3 protein-coding genes are annotated in these 1,746 nt (G+C 56.1%); 1 reads left to right on the plus strand and 2 read right to left on the minus strand.

The annotated features are described in order from the left end of the window. Positions 1 to 142 precede the first annotated feature (142 nt). Complete coding sequence (gene thyX / locus VGS11_04265) at positions 143 to 673, minus strand: FAD-dependent thymidylate synthase (protein ID HEV2119304.1); 531 nt, start codon at positions 671 to 673, stop codon at positions 143 to 145. Further along, positions 663 to 1,106, minus strand: a complete 444-nt coding sequence (locus tag VGS11_04270) for an FAD-dependent thymidylate synthase (GenBank protein HEV2119305.1) — start codon at positions 1,104 to 1,106, stop codon at positions 663 to 665. The genes thyX and VGS11_04270 overlap by 11 nt, the downstream gene beginning before the upstream one ends. Positions 1,107 to 1,167: 61 nt before the next feature. On the opposite strand from VGS11_04270, the gene VGS11_04275 reads away from it, so the two are divergent. After that, a partial coding sequence (locus tag VGS11_04275) for a dienelactone hydrolase family protein (GenBank protein ID HEV2119306.1) occupies positions 1,168 to 1,746 on the plus strand: 579 nt, incomplete at its 3' end.

Raw genomic sequence — 1,746 nt, forward strand, 5'->3', positions numbered from 1 at the left:
TCCTCCCATCCCATCCGATCCCATACTTTCCTTTCCCGGAGGCGAAGGCAATCGTTTCGGCGAGCCTGTAGACCTGTTCCGGGGTCTGGGTCCGGTTGAAGATCCCTCTGACGCCGGCCGTGCCGAAGGCCTTTACCAAGCGCTATCTCTCGATGATTTTAGTCCAGAGCTCAGGGGTTGCTTCGCGAGCAAGACTGTGAAGCGTCGAGGCGAGCTCCCTGATCTCCCACTGTGCCTGGAGGGCGGTCCTCTGCCAGACCAAATGCATCAGGTTCCGCGCGCTGAGGGTCATGACCAGCTTCGTCTTGATGGCGCTGGGCAGGATGTACCTGGCGTCCTCCTTGGGGATTCCCGCAGCCACCATTTTCTCGTAGGCAGAATAGACTGTCTTGAGCGCTTCGTCGTAGGCCTTGTAGGCGGCCTGGTTGGTTTGGATGCTGGCGGGGGTCACGACCCCTTCCCTCGTTGCAGCGGAGAAACGCTGTGATTCTTGGTCATAGGAAACCGCTCGGTGGCGGACAAGCTGGTGAGTCGTCACCCTGCTGCAATCTTCGATTTCGAACATGTAGACCACGTGGTCCATCAGGGCCTCGGGGTCAAATACGACGCCTTTCTGAACTAAGACTTGCTTAAGCGCGTCCAAGTCCGTGTTGTACAGAAGTTTAACTCGCACGAACCCTCTCTCCGAAAGCCAACTCAGTGAAAATTGGACAAACGTTCCTGCTCTCAAGTTCCGACACAACGAGCTGGGCGAATCCCTTGCCGCGAGGGTCCCTCCAGAGTTCGACCAAGGTCCTCGAGTTAAGTGAAAGCAGCCAGTCGGAATCCTTCAGCCTGGTCGCGCGGAGGTAGGGAAAGACGCGCGCAAGATTGCCCACTTCTACTTCCCCAGCTCCCTCGACAAGCAGGGTCATCGTGAAGTGCTCGAGGACGTCGAGCGACTTGTCCTGCATGGCCTTGCCTAGGAGGTATTTCCAATACTCGGCTCCCTTCTGTTCTAGTTCCGATTCGATTTCCTCGATGGGCTTGGTGCTGTAGCACCTCCTCATTGCGACCGCGATGGTCTTTTCTGGCCTCGGACTGGCCCAAATCAGAGAGACCTTCATCCTGTCTTGAGAACCCGAGCCCGCATTCGATTTAAACGTGGGCTCTGGAAACCGGAGCCTAGTGGCAAAACAGCTCGAGACTGAGTTCTCTGTCATTCCGAAGGGAGCCAAAGGGTGCGTTGTCGTATTTCATGAAGTGTGGGGCCTTGTCGAACACACCGAGGACGTCTGCAAACGTGTCGGTAAACTGGGGTTTGCAGCTGTAGCGCCCAACCTGTTCAGGGGCCACGAAAGGATTCTGACGCCTGACAACATCCAGAAGGCCATGGAAGGTATCTGGGAGCTTTCATTGGAGGAGAGGCGGGACAAGGCGAAGGTCGCGGAAGCGCTCAACAAAAAAGGCGTCAGTCATGAAATCAAAGAGGTGGCAGCAACCCTCTATGATTCTGCATTCAGGGAGCAGCTGCTTGAGGATGCACTGACCGCAGTCGAACGAGCCCACTCCAAGTTCGACGCGGTGACAACGCTCGGGTTCTGCATGGGGGGAGGCCTTTCTCTCAAATGCGCCGTCAGAAGCCCGCACCTGAGGTCCGCAATCAGTTTCTACGGCGAGCCCCCAATCACAGAGGATGTGGTCAAGATTACAGTTCCGATTCTAGACATCCACGCCAACGAAGACGAGATAATCAACAAAAAGGTC

The sequence above is a fragment of the Candidatus Bathyarchaeia archaeon genome, from assembly GCA_035935655.1.
In the GTDB taxonomy this organism is placed as follows: Archaea; Thermoproteota; Bathyarchaeia; order 40CM-2-53-6; family 40CM-2-53-6; genus 40CM-2-53-6.

What these genes read in the sequence shown, in the direction of transcription:
- VGS11_04270 (HEV2119305.1), bottom strand. Translation starts at nt 1,106, where the DNA reads ATGAAGGTCTCTCTGATTTGGGCCAGTCCGAGGCCAGAAAAGACCATC.